The sequence below is a fragment of the Sphingopyxis sp. Root154 genome (assembly GCF_001427105.1).
GTDB lineage: Bacteria > Pseudomonadota > Alphaproteobacteria > Sphingomonadales > Sphingomonadaceae > Sphingopyxis.
On the sequence record NZ_LMGI01000001.1, the window covers coordinates 560181 to 579510 of the forward strand.

At 63.0% G+C, this 19330-nt stretch carries 12 protein-coding genes; 2 read left to right on the forward strand and 10 right to left on the reverse strand.

The features are described from left to right. The first annotated feature begins 47 nt into the window (after positions 1–47). Positions 48–1700 carry an amidohydrolase gene (locus ASD73_RS02445; RefSeq protein WP_162248127.1) on the forward strand — a complete coding sequence of 551 codons (1653 nt, stop codon included), beginning with the start codon at positions 48–50 and terminating at the stop codon, positions 1698–1700. A gap of 525 nt (positions 1701–2225) precedes the next feature. Here ASD73_RS02445 and ASD73_RS02450 read toward each other — a convergent pair. From ASD73_RS02450 to ASD73_RS02480, 7 genes are all read right to left on the reverse strand, one after another. Beyond that, a complete protein-coding gene (locus tag ASD73_RS02450) occupies positions 2226–3563 on the reverse strand; it encodes an amidohydrolase (RefSeq protein ID WP_056369433.1) in 1338 nt (445 codons plus the stop codon). Between the two features lie 122 nt (positions 3564–3685). Beyond that, positions 3686–6715, reverse strand: coding sequence for a TonB-dependent receptor plug domain-containing protein (locus ASD73_RS02455; protein WP_056369431.1), 3030 nt, complete (start codon positions 6713–6715; stop codon positions 3686–3688). 481 nt (positions 6716–7196) lie between these two features. Continuing rightward, entirely contained in the window at positions 7197–8153 is a 957-nt protein-coding gene (locus ASD73_RS02460) for a LysR substrate-binding domain-containing protein (protein WP_056369429.1), read from the reverse strand. A 171-nt stretch (positions 8154–8324) separates the two neighbouring features. Further along, positions 8325–9245, reverse strand: a complete 921-nt coding sequence (locus ASD73_RS02465) for a formylglycine-generating enzyme family protein (protein ID WP_056370409.1) — start codon at positions 9243–9245, stop codon at positions 8325–8327. Between the two features lie 105 nt (positions 9246–9350). Beyond that, positions 9351–10655 (reverse strand): sugar MFS transporter, encoded by a 1305-nt coding sequence (locus tag ASD73_RS02470; RefSeq protein ID WP_056369427.1) that lies wholly within the window; start codon positions 10653–10655, stop codon positions 9351–9353. A 46-nt stretch (positions 10656–10701) separates the two neighbouring features. Further along, positions 10702–12867 (reverse strand): beta-glucosidase, encoded by a 2166-nt coding sequence (locus tag ASD73_RS02475; protein WP_235534087.1) that lies wholly within the window; start codon positions 12865–12867, stop codon positions 10702–10704. A 77-nt stretch (positions 12868–12944) separates the two neighbouring features. Then, a complete protein-coding gene (locus tag ASD73_RS02480) occupies positions 12945–13250 on the reverse strand; it encodes a hypothetical protein (protein ID WP_056369425.1) in 306 nt (101 codons plus the stop codon). Between the two features lie 122 nt (positions 13251–13372). On the opposite strand from ASD73_RS02480, the gene ASD73_RS02485 reads away from it, so the two are divergent. Further along, positions 13373–14740, forward strand: coding sequence for a sulfatase-like hydrolase/transferase (locus ASD73_RS02485; protein ID WP_156377262.1), 1368 nt, complete (start codon positions 13373–13375; stop codon positions 14738–14740). A gap of 31 nt (positions 14741–14771) precedes the next feature. Here the strand turns inward: ASD73_RS02485 and ASD73_RS02490 are convergent, their stop codons facing one another. The 3 genes from ASD73_RS02490 to ASD73_RS02500 are packed head-to-tail and all read right to left on the reverse strand — an operon-like array spanning position 14772 to position 19176. Continuing rightward, positions 14772–15791, reverse strand: a complete 1020-nt coding sequence (locus ASD73_RS02490) for a LacI family DNA-binding transcriptional regulator (protein ID WP_056369422.1) — start codon at positions 15789–15791, stop codon at positions 14772–14774. Positions 15792–15793: 2 nt separating this feature from the next. Continuing rightward, entirely contained in the window at positions 15794–16771 is a 978-nt protein-coding gene (locus ASD73_RS02495; RefSeq protein WP_056369419.1) for an alpha/beta hydrolase, read from the reverse strand. Continuing rightward, the gene (locus ASD73_RS02500) at positions 16771–19176 is read right to left on the reverse strand and encodes a TonB-dependent receptor (RefSeq protein WP_056369417.1); all 2406 of its coding nucleotides are present in this window, start codon (positions 19174–19176) and stop codon (positions 16771–16773) included. Before ASD73_RS02500 ends, ASD73_RS02495 begins: the two co-directional genes overlap by 1 nt. Positions 19177–19330 lie beyond the last annotated feature (154 nt).

The following is a 19330-nucleotide window of genomic DNA, read 5'->3' on the forward strand; positions in this document are numbered from 1 at the left end:
GAACAACAGGACGCAGGCGCTTTCTCCAGACAGGAGCGGTGGCGCTGGTGGGAAGCAGCTTCGCAGGCCGCGCCGGCGCGATCGACATGGGCCCGCCCGAACTGGTGCTGATCAATGCCAATATCCACACTGTCGATCCCGCCCTGCCCCGTGCCCAGGCCCTCGCGATCAAGGGCGACCGTATCTTCGGCGTCGGCACCGTCGCCCAGATGCGCGCGCTCGCCGGCAAGAGCACCAAGATTGTCGATGCCGGCGGGGCGACATTGCTGCCCGGCTTCATCGACTGCCATCTGCACCCCATTGGCGAAATCCTGCTTTACGAAACGCTGGTTGGCGATCCCTATGCCGTCGAGTTCGTGACGATCGCCGCGATCCAGGACAAGCTACGCGAGCGCGCCGCGAAAACGCCCGCGGGGGAATGGGTGCGCGGATTCTTCTATGACGACACCAAGGTTCGTGACGGCCGTGGAATCACGCGCGCGGACCTTGATGCGGTGTCGACCGAGCATCCGGTCTTCGTCATGCATCGCGGTGGACATAGCATCTACGTCAACAGCAAGGCCCTGGAGCTTGCCGGCATAACCCGGGATAGCAGGGCGCCTTCGGGTGGCTCTTTCGATCGCGACGCAAAGGGCGATCTGAACGGCCGCGTGACGGACAATGCGATGGCGGCTTTTGGCCGCACCAAAATCTACGATTTCATGACCGGGCCGGATCGCTCGACGCGCGCGCTGAAGGGCGCCGCCTTCATGTCGCAGCAGTTCGTCCGTCACGGACTGACGAGCGTGCATCATTCGGGCGGCGACCTTGCCGCGCTGCACTCGCTGCGCCGTTCGGGCGAATTGCTCCACCGCGTCAATTATGAGATGGACGGCACGATGATCGAACCCTTGATCAAGGGGCAGATCGAGACGGGTTTCGGCGACGAATGGTTGCGGATCGGCGCGACCTACGAGCATCAGCTCGACGGATCCTTTTCCGAGCGGACGATGGCGCTCAGCAAGCCCTATCCGGGATCGAATCCGCCCTATCAGGGGAATGTGACCGAGTCACAGGACGCGCTGAATCTCTGGGTCGAGAAGATGTACGCAGCGGGCGTGCAGCCCAATATCCATGCCAATGGCGATGTCGCGATCGGCATGGCGCTGACCGCCTTCGAGCGGGCGCAGGCGGCGAGGCCAAGGAGTTCGATTCGACCGAAAATCACCCATTGCACCTATATCAATGCCGATCTGGTACGGCGGATCAAGGCGACGGGTGCGATCCCGGCGCCGTTTACGACCTACCTCTATTATAACTCGGATAAATTCGGCTTTTATGGCGAAGACATGCTGAGCCAGTGCATGGCGTATCGCAGCTTCCTCGATGCCGGAATTCCCGTTGTCGCCGGCTCCGATTTCTTCCCAGGTCCCTTTTCGCCCTTGATGGGGATTCAGGGGATGGTGACGCGAACCGGGTGGGACGGCAAGGTCTGGGGAGCGAACCAGCGCATCAGCGTTGCCGAGGCCATCCGCATTTACACAATCAACGGCGCCCATGCGTCGTCGGAGGAACGAATCAAGGGGTCGATTACACCCGGCAAGCTGGCGGACTTCGTGTTGCTCGCGGACGATCCGCACAGCGTGGCTCAGGACAAGATCAAGGATATCAGGATAATGGAAACCTATACGGGTGGCCGGTCGGTGTACAAGGCACCCTGACCGGCGCCCAACCCAGGGCGTCCCCTCAGCCCGGCGCTTCCTGCGCTCTGTCTGCAGATGGCGCAGGTAGCGGCCTCCGGGCGGTTCCAGGTTGATATCGGCAATTGGGCGTTACCCGGCGCCCGATTGCACCTGCACAGGCGCCTTCCAGATATTGTCCCTCAGCACCGGTTTTCGGGCGACGTCGCCTTTCCCTTGCCCACTGTCTTCAAAATAATGCGCGCCTCGCCCATGCGGCAGCGCGACGATTCCTGGGTATCATTGGCAGCGGCATCGCATCGAGAGCGCTCCCTCCATTGGGTCGAGCGCTGGCATGAAGCGTCATCTCAATTCGTCGAAAAACGGCCGTCGTCGAATCCCGCACGCGGCGGCATCATGGTCATTCCGGTCCTGATGGGGTCTTCCCCCGCAACCAAGTGGGGCCCCCGGACCTTCAACCCATACGATAAAAGGCCCCGGTGCCGGCAACATCAGTCATCGGCATAGCGCCAACATAGGCCAACGCGTCGCGCCGCGCTTCGGTCTTCACTGCCCGGCCGCCACCGGCGGCCCGGACTTGAGCAGATCGAGCACCGCAGCGACCATTGCGATCGTGCCCGTCGTCACCGACGGCTCGGGATCGATCTTGAATAGCGGCGAATGATGGGAGGGAATCGGCGCGCCGCCCGATCTGGCAGCCGCGAACGTGGCCAGCGGCGTGCCGCCGACGTTGAAATAGTAACCGGGCACACCGAGTTCGGGCTGAACGAAATAGGCAAAATCCTCGGCACTCATCGTCGTTTGCTGAAAGGGCACGACCGCCGCCGGACCAAGCGCATGGGCCATCACGCCGTTGAGCCGCTTTGCCAGCACAGGGTCGTTGACAGTCGTCGGCGTGCCCTCGGAGACCTTGACCTCGGGCATCTTATCCTCGGATACGCCGTGGGTGCGCGCGACACCCCGCGCGACACGCTCGATCGCAGCGAGCAGACCCGACCGGGTCTTCTCGTCGTTGGCGCGCACGGTAAGCTGAAGATCGGCACGGTCGGAGATGATGTTATGTTTCGAACCTGAATGAAAAGCGCCGACGGTGATAACCGCAGGTGCGAAGGGCGATATCTCCCGGCTGGTGATTGATTGCAGCGCGACGACGATTTGCGAAGCGATATAGACGGGATCCTTGCTCATCTGCGGCGCCGCGCCATGCGCGCCGATGCCATGGACGGTCACGTCGACATTGTCCGACGACGACGACGAGATTCCTTCGGCCGCAGTGACCATGCCCACCGGCATCATCGAGGTGACATGGAATGCGAGCGCAAAGTCAGGCTTGGGAAAGCGCGTGTAAAGCCCGTCCTCCAGCATCGCCTTCGCACCACCATTACGCTCCTCGGCGGGCTGGACGACGAAGACGACGGTGCCCTTCCAGCGATCCTTCATCGCCGCCAAGCGGCGCGCCGTGCCGATCATCGAGGTTATATGGACGTCGTGCCCGCATGCATGCATCACCGGTGCCTCGATACCGTCTGCCCCCACTTGCCGGGCCTTCGAGGCATAGAGGAGGCCCGATCTCTCCTCGACCGGAAGGCCGTCCATATCGGCGCGCACGAGAACCACCGGCCCGTCTCCATTCTTCATTACGCCCACGACCCCCGTGCCGCCCACGCCTTCGGTGACAACCGCGCCCGTCTTTCTAAGCTCGGCTGCCATTTTTGCCGCGGTGCGCGTCTCCCTGAACGAGAGTTCGGGATTGCGGTGGAATGTCTCGAAAATCGCTCCCAGCGACGCCTTATAGTCCGCGCTCACGGCTGGCGCGTAATCGGGCGCGGCGAGCGCGGGACTCGCTGCAAAGGCAGCGGCAAGCGTCAGACTTCCAAAACGCATCGACAGTCCTTTCAATAAATTGCTTTGGCGGGCCCCTCGCTCCGGTCGAAGCGACGGAGCCGACGGCGGACATCCGCCGCCGGCCCCCGTGCAATCGACGGGCTGAGCCTGCAGATGAGGCGTCAGAATTTCAGGCGGGCGCCAATCGCATAGACGCGCCCGAGCACATCATAGACGGTTGGAAATGTGTTGCCGCTGTTGAAGGCTGTGCCGCCGACACCATTGCTGACCAATGGCGGTTTCTTGTCGAACAGATTGTCCACCGTCAGCGTCAGGGTTGCGCGCTCGCTCGCCTCGAAGGCGAGTGAAAGGTCGAAATAATCATAGGCGCCGATCTTTTCGAATCCGTCGAAGACCGTGTCCGGATCGGGACCACCGGGCTGCGGGGCGGAAAGCGGTTGCTTTGCTGACGCGCGGAAAGGCTCAAGCCTGACCGAACTCAGATGAGTCCACAACAGCGATCCGGTGAAGGGACCGTTGGAATAGGTCAGCCTGGAAACCCACTTCCATTCGGGACGCGGGTTGGCGCAGTTGACGCTGTAATAACCCGTACAATCGCGGTTTATGGAATTGCCATTTGCCTGGAAGTGATAATAATCGAGCCAGGTTCCATTGATCGAAACTCCCAAGGTTCCGGCCTCGCCGCCAAGGCCGAGATCCTGCAGAGGCAGCCTGTAGCTCAGGCCAAAGTCGACACCCGCTGTTTCGATCCGGCCGAGGTTGGAGTAGGTCAGGACGACCCCGTCGGAGGCGCCGCTCAGATCGAACAGACCGCCCGTGACGGGGTTTCGGTCAATCAGGTCACAATAGATGTTGGCCGTCTGCGACGGGTTGAGCGTGGTCGAATAACAGCCATTGAGAACATCCCCTGCCGCCGGCTGCGTAATCGCATCCTTCACTTTGACGCGGAAATAATCGATGGTCAGTGCGAACCGCGGCAAAAAACGGGGCGTCAACACCGCGCCGAGAGTGAGCGTATTTGCCCGCTCCACGTCCAGGTCCCGATTTCCCGACGTCGTGACACTGATCTGGTTGGTGGGCGGAGCCGGGATAGCTCCGATCGTGCTCGCGGGCGCGCCGGTGTAGACGCACAGTGCCGCAAGTCCGGGATTGGATGCCGCCGAAGGGAGCCGGCTCGTCTGGCAGGGATCTACGGCGAGACTGCCGAGAGAATGAACCCGCGACTGGAACAGTTCGCTGATGTTGGGCGAACGGACCGCGACCTGATACATGCCACGCAACTTGAATCCTTCATGGGGCTCCCAGGTCCCGCCGGCCTTCCAAGTCGTGCTCGCTCCCGTGCTCGTATAATCGGAATAGCGAATGCCCGCCTCGGCCGTCAGGCTGTGAAAGAAGGGCTTGTCTTCGATCAGCGGAATATTGAATTCGCCGAATATCTCCTTGGCGCTATATTGGCCGCGATCGGGGGTTATTTGCCCTCCTACACCGAGTATCTCGCCTGCGATCTGGCTAGGAGCATCGGTGTCGCGTGACGAGGTGAGCTTGCGATATTCGGCGCCGATCGCGAAGCTGACCGGCGTTGCGGCGAACGGACTCGCCAGGCCGAACAGATCACCTGTGAGCCGGCCCGCGACAACCGCCTGCGACACGAGACGGCGATTGAGCGAATCGAGATTGATGAAAGCGGCCTGATCGCTGGTGATGCTTCCTTCAGGGCCGAAGAGATTGAGCGGGACGCAACCGTTCGCCGCGTCCGCACAGGTCGCCACATTCGATGCGTTGCGAAAGGCGCGCAGCCCCTGCTGGACCCGGCTGAACGAACCCCAGTTATCGAGCAATTGATCCTGATTGGTTTCGCCATATTGGGCCGACACATCGAACTTCAGCGATTCTGTGACGTCGCCGCGTATCCCTGCCAGTATCTGATATTGTGTCGTGTCGATCTGTTGCGCCCGCTTGCCGGTTTCGACGAGGCGGCGGTTCGGTAATATCGTTACTTCGCGATAGCCGGGGCTGCCGATGCCGCCCGGTGCCGCGGCGGCGGCGGCACAGCTCGTTGTCGAGATGCCATATGCATTGCAAAGCTGGCCGCGGGCCGTTTCGGTCAGATAGGGATTATTGAGCGGAAGTTGAAGTGCAGGGCCGAACAGTCCACCCGGCGCCAGCTGAATCCGCGTCTCGACCCGGGAGAACATTGCCGAAGCATAGACTTCGATGCCATCCGCCAAGGCATAATGTCCCGCCGCATAGGCATTATAGCGCTCGAGCGGCGTCTGAAAATAGGTGTCTTTGTGAAAGTTATAGGTGTCACCGACTGTACCGGCGCGGAAGGCGCCGAGGGACGGATCATAGACACTTCCCACATTGCTGGCACCCAAGCCCAGCATGGCATTGGTCGGGAAACTGAGGATCGTCGGCACCGAGGCGAACGCGCCGAAATATTGACCTGTCACGACGCTGAGGGGAAAAGCTCCGACCTCGCGTTTTGTCATCTCTAGGGCATCGCGTTTTTGGTAGCCGAGGCCCAGCACGATATTGCCGCGGTCGTCCGCGAAGTTGGTCCCCACAACGAGATCTGCGCGATATTGCGCGGCGTCCCCTCTTTCGGCAATCCGGTAGTTGGCGGATAGATCGAGGCCCGAAAAATTCTGCTTGGTGATGAAGTTGACGACGCCCGCTACCGCATCGGCGCCATAGGCAGATGATGCGCCGCCGGTCATGACATCGACGCGATCGATCAGCGCGAGGGGAATGCTGTTGAGGTCCACCACCCCGTCGAAGTTGAACGGCACGACGCGACGGCCATCGAGGAGGACGAGCGTGCGATTGCTGCCAAGCCCACGCAGATCGACGCGCGATGAGCCGTCACCCAGATTGTTGACCGCCGAGCCCAGGCTCGGCCGCACCGAAGGCAGGTCACGAAGCAATTCCTCGGCACTGTTCACCTGTTTGAGCTGGATTTCCTCCTGTCCGATGATCTGGACGGGGCTCGCGACCTTGAGATCCGGCCGCGCGATCAGCGAGCCCGTGACCACGATCGTCCCGTCTACAGGCGCCGGTTCGGCCTCGGCGGTGCCAGCGCTTTGCGCCGCGACCGGCGGCGCCGCCAACGCGCTCCCCGCGAGAAGCAGCGATGCGAGCATACGGCAATTGCTCCGGTCTTTTCGGTCGATTGGCTTCTTCAAAAACATGCTGCCCCCTTTTTTTCGAGTGGGGCAATGCTTGCGCAGCCCGGGCTGGCACGACAAGTCGCCTTCCATGTTGCAAACGGTGCCGTGCAGGCACCGAACTGGTCGTCACGACGCGAGAAACCGTGCGCGTCGCGCATTCGGGAATTGCTCCGAGGCGCCGGGGTGGCGCTCGCGCCCTTCGAGTTTCATCGCGGCCGCGCATGACGGACGCGTTGCGGAGAAGCCAATTGCCGTACCGCAGATCGAGACCGGCAGCGTTGACCCCTTGGGGGATTGGACGCCTCCTCCCATGCGGCGTCCGACAGCCGCTTTGCTTCAGCCAAATCGGTGTGAGCGTCGCCCGTCCGTTAATGGCGCCCGGCAAGTGTCGGGACGTCGTGTTGCTCGCGGATGCGCCTTACAGCGTCACTCGGGACGAGATCGAGGGTCGGGGAACCGGCGGGCCGGGCGAGTTCATGTATAAGGCGTCGTAAGGGCAACTTCAGCCCCGTTCCCTCACCTTTGCCTGCAGGAATCGCCGGAACCGTCTGACGACGGGATAATCCCATCGGTCCTCACGCGTCACGAGCATATAGCTGCCGATCACCGCGCGCCGATTTCCAGGGAATTTCAGCTCAACCAAAGTGCCGTCGGCCAGGTCTTGCTCGACGAGATAATTGCTGGCCAATGCGATCCCGCGCCCCGCCCGCGCCGCCGCGATCGCGAGATGCGCATGCCACAGCAAGGGACCGGCGATCGGTCCGTCCATTGGCACACCGTTCAATCGCAGCCACGATGCCCATTGCCGGTCATGTTCCTCGTGAAGGAGGGGCAAGGCGGCCAGATCCGCAGCACTCTCGATCTTGTTCAGCCCTGCCACGAATTTGGGGCTTGCTACCGCCATGATCGGCGGTCGCGCCAGTTCGACGAACCGGAGCCCTTTGCCGCCAGGCCGAGGCGGCCAGCCATCGCCATAGAAACGTATGTCCATGTCGGCCTCGAGCATCAGCAGGTCGGCCGTCGCGTCCGTCGGCCGCACTTCGACGCGATCGCTCGGAAATATGTCCTCGAACTCGGCGACGCGATGCGTGAGCCACTGCGCTGCGAACCCCGGAACACACCAGAGCTGAAGCGGGCCATCGCGGCGCGTCTGCTGCAATTCGTGCGTTGCCGACGCCAGTTCCATCAATGCCGCAGAAACGCGTCCATGATAATCTTGCCCGGCTTCCGTCAGATAGAGGCGCCCTCCTGTACGCTGGAACAAGGGCACGCCAAACCAGTCTTCGATCATCTTGATGTGTCGGCTGACGACGGCATGATCGAGGCCCAGGCTGGCTGCGGCCTTGCGAATGCCTCCGGATCTGCCGACCGCTTCAAAGGCCCGCAGCGAGGCGAAAGGCGGAAGAGCCTTGGCGTGCAGAGGGCCGCGTTCAAGTGCGATAATGGTGCTCCATTTCATACCCGACGTGCAAGGGGTCTCGATAGTCCGATGGTCTATCGCAACCCCGATATCCTGAAATATATCGAACAAGCATGGACAAGTTTGTCATTTTCATAGGCCCTTATCCTTCGTCTTTTTGCCGCGAGCTGGAAGCGGGGCGTCATTTAGCCTCAAAGTGCAGTGGACCGATCAGGATCTGATGATGCATCGAAAGCCGATATGGCTGGTCGATGTGTCGATCGTCTGCGGATGGCGCGCAGCCGGACGATAGCGCTGGCAATAATTTTCCGCACAAAGATGCGAACCACCCTTCAGCACCTTCCTCCCGGTTTTGCTGTCCGGCATACAGGGATCGCGGCTCTCATGCTTGCGACCGCCGCGCGGATTGTCGACGGTGCAACATGCGCCCGGCGTCGCCTTGGCAGCCGCCCTGGGCAGCGCATACCAGTCGGCGGTCCACTCCCAGACATTGCCGATCATATCGTAAAGACCGAAACCGTTGGGAGCATAGCTTCGCACGGGGGACGTGCGCTCCCACCCGTCGGTCAGCAAGTTCGAGAAGGGAAACAGGCCTTGCCAGTAATTGGCCATCATCGCGCCGCCGGGAGCAAGCTCCATACCCCAGGCATAAGGGCGTCCGTCGTCGTGGCCGCCGCGGGCGGCACATTCCCATTCGGCCTCGGTCGGCAGCGATTTTCCCGCCCATTCGGCATAGGCCAGCGCATCGGCATAGGTGACATGAATCACCGGATGATCTTCCAGTTCGTCGATCGCGCTGTCCGGGCCCGTTGGATGACGCCAATCGGCACCGGCCCGAAAATGCCACCAATTGGTAAAATCCTCGAGATCGACCAGTCCGGCCGTGCGTTCGAAAACCAGCGAACCAGGGATGGCCAGCGCAGCGTCCATGCCCGGGTAGTCGCGCGGATCGGGCGCCGTCTCGGCCTCCGTGCGATAGCCGGTTGCCATCACAAAAGCGGCGAACTGCCGATTGGTGACGGGTGTAGCATCGATCCAGAAGTCGCCCACCCGCACGCGGCGAACCGGCGCTTCTTCCGGATAGAAACTATCGGAGCCCATCGAGAAAGCCCCGCCTTCGATACGGACCATGCCGGCGAGCCGATGCTCGCCGATACCCAGCGCCTGGCCCGTCGCGATCTCGCGTTCCTTCTTCATCATTGGCGATCGCTTCTTATCACGGCGAGATCCTCTACTCTAGACGGCAGGTCGCCGCGCATAGATGCCGAACGCCGCGATGACCGCATAGCAAAGCGCGGGCAGCGTCAGCGCCAGTGCCAGACTGCCGGTCAGATCGGCCAGTGCACCCGTCGCGAGCGGCACCACCGCGCCGCCAAAGATCGCGACATTGATGATCCCCGACCCGTCCGCCGCGCGGCTACCGAGCCTTTCGGATGCGAGGCTGAAGATCGTCGGGAACATGATCGCGTTCATCAGGCCAATCGCGAGCAGGCTGTAGCCCGAAACCAGACCCGTCGTGTTGGTCGAAATCAGGATCAGCGCGATAGCGCCCACCGCGACGAAGGCGAGCAACTTCCCGGGGCTGATGACGCGCATCAGGCCTGAACCGATGAAGCGGCCGATCATCGCCCCGCCCCAGTAAAGACCGATCAGCTTGCCCGCCGCCTGCTCGGGAAGCGCCAACACACCCGGCTGCATCAGATAGCTGACGATCAGAGACCCGATCGACACTTCCGCCCCGACATAGAGGAAAATACATAGGGCACCGAAGCCGAAGCGCGGACGCTTCAGCAAATCAAGGCCGGCGAGCCCCGCACTGGCTTCATGCTTTTCGCCCTGCAGTCGATTGCGGAATATCCATACGGCGCCCGCAACCACGAGCAGCGCCACCGCGATACCAAGATAGCCGTGGACGATCGCCTGACTTTCGGCTGTGCGATAGGCATCGAGCTGCGCGCCCGACAAATCCTCCGCTTTCATCGTCGCAAGGCTGCCAAGGATCAGCACCGAACCCGCGATCGGGAAGATCGTCGTTCCCAGCGAATTGAAAGCCTGCGCAAAGGTCAGGCGGCTATGCGCCGTCTCCGGCTTTCCAAGCAGCGAAATCAGCGGATTGGCGACGACCTGGACGATCACCACGCCGCTCGCGAGGACGAACAGCGCGAACAGAAACAGACCATAAACTGCATATTGCGACGCCGGGATGAAGAGGAGGCAGCCGACCATCATCGTCAGCAGCCCCGCCACTGCGCCGCGCATATAGCCGATCTTCTTGACCAGCTTTGCGCCCGGAATGCCGATCACCAGATAGGCGGTGAAAAAGCAGAATTGCACCAGCATCGCCTGAGTATAGTTAAGGGTGAACAGCTCCTTCAATTTCGGGATGATCACGTCGTTGAGCGAGGTGATGCCCCCAAAAATGAAGAATAGCCCCATGACGAACAGCCGCAGTTCCGGCGCATCGACATGGGGCAAAGTTCCCGCGCGGGACCTTTCCCGAACGTTGGCCGATACCGCAGCAGCTTCAGGCAACAGCGCCACAACTTTCCCTTTCCAGACAATTGGCGCACGCGTCCAAGGCCGTCGGTCAATCCCGCCAGCTGCGTTGCTTCATCTTGGCGTGAATTTGCGGTCCGATGGTTTCGGCATTTTCTCCGACCGCAAAACGATATTCGCCAGCGGGAATTGTCCAACCTTTTCCGTTCCAGTCGGCGAGCAGTCGTTGATCGATCTTCAGATCGACCTTTTGCTCCGCTCCCGGAGTCAGCTCGACACGCTGAAAAGCGACGAGGCGCTGTTTGGTATCGGCGCCCCGGGCCATCAGATAGAGCTGCACCACCGTCGCGCCCGCGCGATCGCCGGTGTTGCGCACTGTCAAACTGGCCGTGGAGCCGTCAACTTTCAGCCCGCTGGTGGCGAAGCGCGTGTAGGAAAGACCGTGACCGAAGGGGTAGAGCGCCTTGATCCCCTTGCTCGCATTCCAGCGATAACCGACGTCCGAACCTTCGTTCATCCGCACGCTGACCTCGGTCCGGTCGGGCGTTCCATAGCTCGGGATCGTGGGCCGCGGCTGGGTTTCCATCGTGTCCGGGAAGCTGATCGGCAAACGCCCCGAGGGATTGACCTTGCCGGTCAGCACATCGGCGATTGCTGCGGCGCCTTCCTGTCCCGGATACCATGCCGCAACGATGGCCTTCACCTTGTCACGCCACGGCATCGCAACGGGGTTGCCGGTCTGGAGAACGACGATGGTGTTGGGATTGGCGGCGACCGCCGCCTCGACAATCGCGTCCTGGTTGCCCGGAAGCGTCAGGTCGGGAGAATCGAACCCTTCGGCTTCATATTTGCTGACAAAGACGATCGCGACGTCGGAGCGCGCGGCGAGCGCCGCCGCATCTTGCGGGTAAAGGCCCGGGTCAAAGCGAACCTCTGCCTTCGGAAGAGCCGCCTTCAACGCCGCTTGCGGCGCGCCGGCAAACCAGCGCTCGACCCGCCACGACGCCATCGATCCCTCGCCGCCGCCGATGGGGATCGATGCGGCCCAGCCGCTCGGCGGCAAGCCCTGCGAGGAGCCGCCGCCCGACAGGACGCCGACATGCGCATTGCGTCCGATCACCGCGACCGATCCGACGGTCGCGGCAAGCGGCAACGCGCCTGCATCATTTTTGAGAAGAACGATCCCCTGCCGGGCAATCTCGCGCGCGATTTCGGCATGTTTTTTCATGTCCACCGCCGGAGCGGGGCCCGAATCGACGAGGCCGTTCGCCTTCATCGATCGCAGGATACGCTTCACCATGTCCGACAGGCGTTCGCGCGGCAGGCTGCCGTCGGCGAGCTTCGCCTTGAGCGGGGCGTCGAACCAGACCTGCTTGTCGAGTTGCTGGCCCGACTGCTGGTCGAGGCCTTTGACTGCAAAGTCCGCGCTCGACACCGCGCCCCAGTCGGACATCACCCAGCCCTTGTAGCGCCAGTCCTTCTTGAGCACGGTGTTGAGCAGATGGTCGCTCCCGCAGGCGGGCTCACCATTGACGATGTTGTAGGCGCACATGACCGACCCCGGCCGTCCGCGCTCGATCGCGATCTGGAAGGCGAGCAAGTCGCTCTCGCGGTGCGCCGTCTCATCGATCTCGGCGTTCCATGTGTGGCGGTTGGTTTCGTTCGAATTGAGCGAAAAATGCTTCACTGTCGAGACCACGCCGACCGACTGGGCGCCCCTCGCCGCCTCGGCGCCCATGATGCCAGAGAGCAGCGGATCCTCCGAGATATACTCGAAGTTGCGGCCGTTGCGGGGATCGCGCACGAGATTGATGCCGCCGCCGAGCAGGACGTTGAAGCCCTTGGCGCGCGCTTCGCTGGCCACAGCTCGCGCGCCGGCGAACGCGAGTTCGGGGTTGAAGCTTGCGCCGATCGCCAGACCCGCGGGCAGAGCCGTTGCGGTGTCGCCCTTGCGGATACCGAAGGGATTGGTCACCCCGAGGCTTGCATCGGTCTCGCGCAGCGAGGGGATGCCCAGTCGCGGCACGCCCATGATATAGCCGGCGCCAGGCACGAGATCGTCGGGCCATTTGGTCTTCAGTTGAGGATTTGCATAGGGACCGATGAGAATGGGCATGATCCCGTGGAGGATCGAAAAGCGCTCGTCATCAGTCATCTGCGCTTCGGTCTTTGCCGCCCATTCGTCGGCGGCGGCATCGGTGGCGGCCGGCGCATAGGCTTGCGCCGTCATCGACGTTCCAGCCAACATGATCGCCATCGCTGTTGCCGCATATTTTCCTCGCATCACCCAAATTCCCCCATTTCCATCGACCCGGCCGCTCTTTTGTCCGCGACCTAGGATTTGGCTTTGCTTGCAGCTTCGAGTGCGGCCTCAACAGCCGCGATCTTTTCGTCGGTAATCGCGCCACCCGAATAAGGCTGAAGCTGGCGAAGGCTCATGCTCTTGAACTGTTCATAGGCCGGATGCGACATCAGGGTTGGCATCTCCTTGTCCATAACAGCCTTCCCCACAGGATCCGCCATGAGCGCCTCGATGGGCCAATCGATCGACAATTTTTCGGCGGCAGGCGCCGGGGCCGGTGCGGTTTGTGCCAGCGCGGGGCTGGACAAGAGCAGGGCGAATGACAGGAAAAGGCGCATGAAATCTCTCCGATAGGATCACGCCGTCAAGGCATGCAATGCCGCCTCATCCACAAGAATGACAAGCTTGTCAATATTCGATTTCCCGCTATGGTGGCTGCAAAACCACGAGGGAGATGACGATGGACCGCAGAGACCTGCTCACGAGCGCCCTGGGCGGCGCAGCCGCCGCCCTGCTAGCGCCACCGGCATGGGCGGCGACCCGGCGGCCACCGAATTTCATCGTCATCCAGTGCGACGACATGGGCTATGGCGACTGGGGCGCCGCCGCGAAAGGCGCGATCCGGACCCCCAATCTCGACCGCATGGCGCGCCAGGGCACGACGATGACCGACTTCTACGCCGGCGCGAATGTTTGCACGCCCTCGCGCGCGGCGATGCTGACCGGCCGCTATGCGGTTCGCACCGGCCTCGGCCATCGCGTCATCATGCCCAACGACAAGCGCGTCCTGCCCTTGAGCGAAAAGACGATAGCTACAGCGCTCGCGCCGACCCACAGCAGCGCGCTCGTCGGCAAATGGCATCTGGGACACACCGGCTCCGACTGGTTGCCGACGCGGCACGGGTTCGATTATTATTACGGCATCCCCTACAGTCACGATATGAAACCGCTCGCGCTTTATGAAGCGCGGCGCGGCGCAGAGACCGAGACATCGCCCGCCGACATCGCGACGCTGCAGCAAAAATTCTGCGACAAGGCCCTGGAGTTCATCGATGCCAACCGGGGCCGCCCCTTCTTTCTCGATCTGGCGCTCAGCGCGCCACATCTGCCGGCGATCCCCCACCCCGATTTCCACGGCAAGTCCGCGGCAGGGCCCTATGGCGACGTGATCGAGGAGATCGATTCGATCGTCGGGCGCATCCTCGCGCGCCTCGAAGCGCTCGGAATCGCGCGCGATACCCTCGTCTTCTTTACCTCGGACAATGGTCCCTGGTTCGAGGGTGCGACGGGCGGGCTTCGACAACGCAAGGGCGGCGCCGGATACGACGGCGGCTACCGCGTCCCCGCGATCGTCTGGCGCCCGGGAACGGTACCGGCGGGGCGTCGGAGCGACGCTATCGGGATGAGCATCGATTTCCTGCCGACCTTTTGCGCCATGGCCGGGGTCGCGCCGCCCGCAGGCGTGACGATCGATGGCCGCGACCTGTCGGCGACACTCCTGCGCAGCGCCCCAACCCCGCACGACGGCCTGCTGCTTTTCGACGACGAAGATGTCGTCGCGCTGCGCACCCAGCGATGGAAGTTGGTCACCGCCGACTATTACCGCAACTATCTCCTCGATCTGCCCGCGCGGGGCTATCCACAGCTGTACGACATGCAAAAGGATCCGTCTGAAAGCTACAGCGTAGCGGAACGCCATCCGGACATCGTCGCCGACCTCACCGCTCGCATCGACGCAGCCCGGGCCCGCTTCGCGCCGTTGCGGACGCAGCCGTCAGCGATCATCGGGATGCGGGCGCCGCCCGCACCGCCTGCCGCCGCCAACTGATTGCGAGCGCCCCCGCGGCTGTCCCTGTCGATCACGACCGAGGGGGTGCGGTGCTCTCCCGGACGACCAGTTCGATGTCGAGCCGGCGGCGGACGGAATCGAGCTTGCCGCTTGGCTGCGCGGCCAGGAGCATATCGGCGGCGGCCGCGCCAATTTGCTCCAGCGGCTGGCGGATCGTCGTCAGCGCTGGCGATACGACGCTTGCGATCTCGGCATCGTCGAAACCGGTGACCGACAGATCGTCCGGGACCTTGAGGCCGCGCCGCGCGGCGGCCGAGAGGACGCCGGCCGCCATCGCATCATTGGCGGCGACGATCGCGGTCGGTCGCGTGCGTGCGCCCAGCAGCGTGTCGGCGCATCTTTGTCCCGACGAAAAGGTGAACTCGCCATAGATGACCCGGTTATCGGGCACCGGCAGCCCGGCCTCGGCCATGGCATCGAGGAAACCGTCGCGCCGCGGGCGCGGCGCACTGCCCTTCGACGCCAACGGCCCACCGAGGAAGGCGATGTCGCGATGACCCAGCGCGATCAAATGCCGCGTCGCTTCGACCGCGCCGCGGCGATCGTCGACAAACACGCTCGCGCCGCGGTCGGGTTCGGCGGTGGGCGACACGCGCACGAAAGGAACCTGAAGCCGCTCGAGAAGCGCCACAATCTCGATATCGTTCGATTGCGGCGGCACCAATATGACGCCATCGAGATGGGCGCGACGGACGGTCCGCTCGATCAGCGCCACCACATCGACTGCCGGCCATTCAATCGGCTCGGCGGCGAGCATATAGTCGCGGTCGCGGCACTGCCGCGCGGCGCCGAGCTGGATCCCCGTGATATAGCTCGCCAGCCTGGGATGAAAGAACAGGCCGATCAGCAGCGAACGGGCGCTGGCCATACGCCGCGCCCCGGCGTTGGGAATATAATCGAGATCGGCCATCGCCGCCCGCACCCGTTCGCGCACGGCATCGCGAACATTGGGCTCGGCATTCATCACGCGCGAAACGGTCTTGATCGAAACCCCGGCGCGCGCCGCAACATCGTGAATGGTGACGCCCAAACCTAGTCTCCGGCCTTGCCTTCCGCCGCGGCCGCAGGAGCGCGCCCATGTGAGGAAGAGGAACCTATCGTCCGGTCCAGAAAGCCTGTCAACGACGCCATGGCATCGTCGAGTATCGCCTTTTGCTGCGCCGGGTCGTTAGCACGCAGGCCGTGCCCGGCCCCCGCGATCACACGAAGCTCAACCGCGACGCCGGCGGTGCGCAGAGCCTCTTCAAGACCCTTCGACTGGGCCAGCGGGACAAGGTCGTCGCTGTCACCGTGAACGATCTGCACGGGCGGATCGCCGGGCGAGATATGGCTCATCGGACTGGCGGCCTTGATCCGGTCGGCATCGCAATTGAGGCTGGCGAGACAACCCAGATAAATGGCCGAGAGACGATCGGAATCGGCGGCCGTTGGACCGAACCAGTCGGCCACGGCCTGGACGCAATTGTCGCGGCTGCCGGCATCGGCACCCTCGGGATCGAGATCGCGAACGCCGCAGCTGGTGCCGACCGAGGCGGCAATCATCCCGCCCGCCGACGAGCCCCAGATCGCGATACGCTCGGGGTCGATCCCATAGTCGTCCCGGTGCCCTCGCAGCCATGCCACCGCGGCCTTGGCATCGCGCACCTGCGCCGGGAAGCGCGACTTGGGTGCCAGCCGATATTCGATCGACGCGACGACATAACCCTTTTCCGCGAGTGCGGCGAGACGCGCCGGGAAATCGGTCTCGGCGCCCATCATCCGGCTGTGCCCCTGAATGAAGCCGCCGCCATGGACGAACAGGACCGCCGGCCTCTTCCAACCTGCTTTGGGTGGAAGATACAGGTCCAGGGTCAGTGCTTCGCCATCGACCGTCCGGTAGGGCATATCGGCGATCGTGCGTACCCCGCCCGCATAGCTTGTCGCCAATGCGGGCCGCGCGGCCCCGCGCTGGCAGAGCGCTGCCACCGGGAGGCCGAGCGCCAGCAGCGCGAGGAGCCATGCTTTGCGCATCAGAAGCGGTAGTCGAGCGTTGCGCCGACATAGCGATCGGCGTTGCGCGGCCGGTTGGCAAAGCTGTCGACGAGGGTGGGGTTGGCAGGCACCAGGACGCCGGCGGTCATGCCCGAGTAGTAATTCTGGTCGAACAGATTTTTGACGTAGAGGGTCAGCCCGAAGCCGCGCTCGGGTTGACGCACACCGAGCGACAGGTCGACGATGGCAAAACCGTCCTGCTGGAGCAGCGGATCCTGCTCGAGCGCGAAACCCTGGTCGCTCTGGAAGGAGAGGTCGGCCTGGACGAAACCGGCGAGGTTCGGCGACAGCTCCTGCTCGTAGCGCGGGGACAGGTTGATGCGCCATTGCGGCGAAGCGGGCAGCTTGCCGCCCTTGACGTCCTGGACCGGCCCGCTGGTCATCAAGGCTCCCGCATTGTTGCGAAACTGATAGCGATAGCAGCTGTTCACCGGACGCGTTCCGCCGATCGCGATGACCGGCGCGCCCGGCTGGAACTGCTGCGGGCAGTTAAGCCCGTCGATATCGAAGCTGTTATGAGCATAGGTCACCGCTGCGGTGAGCGAGAAGGCGCGCGACGGGCGGAAGGTCGCCTCGATCTCGAATCCCTTCGTGCGCGACGAGCCGGCATTGGTCTGGATATAGGCGGGCACGCCGTTCAACGTGTCGGAGCGGTTCGCCTGAACCTGGAGATTGGTGTAGTCGGCGAGAAAGGCGGCGACAGCGATCCCGAAGGTGCCGTCGGTCGTGCGTCCCTTGAAGCCGATTTCATAGGCATCGACATGCTCGGGCAGGACCGGGGCCTGACCGCCAAAATCAGCGGAGATCTCGGTGTTGAAACCCAATCCCTTATAACCGCGCGTATAGGTGCCATAGGCCTGCGCGAAGCGGCTGAACTCATATTGCAGCCCCGCCTTGCCAGTGACGGCGGTGTCGCTAGCCGACGTGCCAGCGCGGACGCTCGGCGTCCCCCCATAAAGCGCATCGCCGGGCACAAGCACGCCAAAGCGTTCGCCATCGACGGCGATCTTCTCATGCTGGACGCGGAGGCCGCCGATCGCCTTGAGACCGCCGACGAGCTTAAGCTCGGCCTGACCAAAACCGGCGATGCTTTCGTTCGACAGGTCGGAATCGCTCGCGAGGGACTGGTAGACGGGGGCAGCGCAGGGCTGGCCGACGACGCCGGTCAGGCACAGGGCGCGCCGGCGCGAGAAATAGCGGTCGATCGAAACTTTCGAATAAAAGCCGCCGATCACATAGGTGAATGGTCCCGAGCCGTTCGAGGCGAGGCGCAATTCCTGCGTGAAATTCTTGATATCGGTGAGGCCATAATTCAGGTTGAACTCGGCCGACGAAGCGGGACTGATATAGATCGGCCGCGCGTGACCAAAGGAATCGACCTCGACATTCTGGGTCAGATGATATTTTTGCAATGCCGTGATCGAGGTCAGCGTCGCTGCGCCCAGATCGAGATCGGCCTGGAGCGAATAGGTCTGCTGATCGCTCTTCACACCGGTCGTGCCATTGCTCCAGACCTCATCATTGTCGGCGCGCGCGGTGATCGGACCCGAGACAAGCGCGCGCAGCGGGTTCCCAACCTTGACCAGCACGCTCTGACAGCAATCGGAATCGCTCTCGCGATAATCGCCGGCGAAGAGCAGGGTCAGGCGATCGGTCGGCTGCCATTCGAGCTTGCCGCGCACACCCCAGCTTTTCGTCCGGTTGGCGTCCCTCCCGGTCAGGAGATTGCGAATATTGCCGCCGATATCATTATAATAACCGGTCAGGCGAACGCCGATCGTTTCGCCGATCGGCCCCGATATCGTACCGCTGGCGCGATATTCGTCCATCTCGGCCACGGTCACGCTCGCGCGGCCCTCAAGCTCGCGCGACGGGCGGGCCGTGACGACGCTGATGACGCCAGCGGTGGCATTTTTGCCGAACAGGGTGCCCTGCGGCCCGCGCAGCACCTCGACGCGTTCGATGTCGGCAAAGTCGGTAAAATTCTGCGCCTGGCGCGCGCTGACGACGCCATCGACAACCAGCGCGACCGAGGATTCGGTGCCGAGCCCGAACAAGGATGTTCCGACGCCCCGAATGCGGAAGCTGCTGGCAACCGGATTGGCGCCCTGCTGGAAGGTCAGCGACGGAACCGCCTGGACGAGCCCGCTCGTGTCGCTGATCTGACGCGCGGCGAGTGCCTCGCCAGTCACCGCGGTGACGGCGAGCGGAACATCCTGGAGACGTTCGCTGCGCTTCTGCGCGGTCACGACAATTTCGCCAGCATCGACAGCATCGGTTGCCGTTTCGGTTGTTACCGATTCGCCGGTCTGCGCGGCGGCGGGCGTCACGGCGATGATCGTCGCCGCACTGGCAAGAAGCGCCATTTTAAAGATATTTCGCATGAGGTCCCTCCCTTTGATCGCTGGCCTCGCCGCGCGATGCGACGCTGCCAATCTCTTCATTTTCAAACCCTCCCTATCTCGCCTCAATAGAATTGACAAGCTTGTCATATGCGATAACAACAGGCGTGAAATGCCGCGGCCGCCGTGAGCTGGA

What these genes read in the sequence shown, in the direction of transcription:
- ASD73_RS02450 (WP_056369433.1), bottom strand. Translation starts at nt 3,563, where the DNA reads ATGCGTTTTGGAAGTCTGACGCTTGCCGCTGCCTTTGCAGCGAGTCCC.
- ASD73_RS02455 (WP_056369431.1), bottom strand. Translation starts at nt 6,715, where the DNA reads ATGTTTTTGAAGAAGCCAATCGACCGAAAAGACCGGAGCAATTGCCGT.
- ASD73_RS02460 (WP_056369429.1), bottom strand. Translation starts at nt 8,153, where the DNA reads ATGAAATGGAGCACCATTATCGCACTTGAACGCGGCCCTCTGCACGCC.
- ASD73_RS02465 (WP_056370409.1), bottom strand. Translation starts at nt 9,245, where the DNA reads ATGGTCCGTATCGAAGGCGGGGCTTTCTCGATGGGCTCCGATAGTTTC.
- ASD73_RS02475 (WP_235534087.1), bottom strand. Translation starts at nt 12,867, where the DNA reads ATGGCGATCATGTTGGCTGGAACGTCGATGACGGCGCAAGCCTATGCG.
- ASD73_RS02480 (WP_056369425.1), bottom strand. Translation starts at nt 13,250, where the DNA reads ATGCGCCTTTTCCTGTCATTCGCCCTGCTCTTGTCCAGCCCCGCGCTG.
- ASD73_RS02485 (WP_156377262.1), top strand. Translation starts at nt 13,373, where the DNA reads ATGGACCGCAGAGACCTGCTCACGAGCGCCCTGGGCGGCGCAGCCGCC.
- ASD73_RS02495 (WP_056369419.1), bottom strand. Translation starts at nt 16,771, where the DNA reads ATGCGCAAAGCATGGCTCCTCGCGCTGCTGGCGCTCGGCCTCCCGGTG.
- ASD73_RS02500 (WP_056369417.1), bottom strand. Translation starts at nt 19,176, where the DNA reads ATGCGAAATATCTTTAAAATGGCGCTTCTTGCCAGTGCGGCGACGATC.